We start from the raw sequence: 1,130 nt of genomic DNA, 5'->3' as shown, positions 1-1,130 counted from the left end.
GTCACTTCCTTGGGGGTGTCACCGGTGGCCCACACCCAGGTATCCATACCCACAAACGTCGCCCCCACACCCCCATACATCGGGTTATAACTGATCGTCGCAGTAGGAATCGTCACTGAGTCCCACGCCGCCTGAGCCAGCGTCGCCCCATCGATCGCCGGCTCCGGGGGAGCCTGGCCGTCAGGCAAGTAGACCGGAGTCTTGCCCTCCAACCATTCCCGGGCATAGTGGTTATAGTCCCTGGGGTCATCCCCCAAGAAGTACCTGTAATCGCACGTCGCCCGATACCAGTGCCCATCAGCATCATCGGCGTACTGCTCATAGCCGACGAATGTCCTTCCGAACCCCTCCGCCAGGTCCGGGTCACTGCCCTCGATCATCTCCGCCATATCCGCACCCGAACGCAGCCGCATATACCAGCACACCGGATGCACACTCACAGCAACCGACTGCGACCACACCGAAGCGCCCCCACCAGAACCAGCCGACCCAGACCCATCCGCCGCCGCCGACGTCGACTCCGCGTACACCGTCATCGTCACCGAACCATCCCCACCAGACGACACCGAACCAGACGACAAACCAGAACCGGTCTCTTGTCCTCCAATAGCGTTCGCGGTCGGTGCTGGAATAACAGCCAATGCAGCTGAAAGTGTCGCAACTGCGGCCATGATGAGTGGACGTCGTGCAATGCTCATGGCTCGACCACACATTCGTTTGATGACAGGGTTGACTCTGTATACTCCAGCCATCCGTTGCCTTCATAAACCATTGTTGCTAAGACCTCGTAACGTCCTTGAAGGGTATCAGGGTTGCTGACATCATTCCCATCGGCGTCATATGAGACCAAATCCGACTGATCGACACAAACGAGCACCTGACTCTGCGTGGGAGACATTGCGAATACTTCCTTGACTGCTAAACGCACAGTTCCGTCGGTTCGGCCATCACCTAACGTGTTGTAGTTGTCCCGAATGACTTGGTAGAACTCTGGCGTGGTGAGGGGTTCGGCATTCTCCACTCCCTCGCGGGTGAACCAGATGTCCCAGGTGACCTGGTCATAGTTGATAAAGGCCTTCAGGATCTCGGTCTGCTGCTCATCGAGGTCCTCGGGTATAGAGGTCACCACG

At 57.9% G+C, this 1,130-nt stretch carries 1 protein-coding gene and 1 pseudogene; both read right to left on the bottom strand.

Translation table 11 applies throughout. The annotated features are described in order from the left end of the window. Nucleotides 1-413 (bottom strand): annotated as a pseudogene (locus tag BW737_RS15440) (hypothetical protein); the annotation flags it as partial. Nucleotides 414-694: 281 nt separating this feature from the next. Further along, on the bottom strand, nucleotides 695-1,130 hold a 436-nt coding region (locus tag BW737_RS16415), incomplete at its 5' end, for a hypothetical protein (protein ID WP_086616125.1).

Source organism: Actinomyces ruminis, assembly GCF_002154335.2.
In the GTDB taxonomy this organism is placed as follows: domain Bacteria; phylum Actinomycetota; class Actinomycetes; order Actinomycetales; family Actinomycetaceae; genus Actinomyces; species Actinomyces ruminis.
Note: the sequence above shows the minus strand (reverse complement) of the source record. Positions and strands in the feature narration are given on the sequence as shown.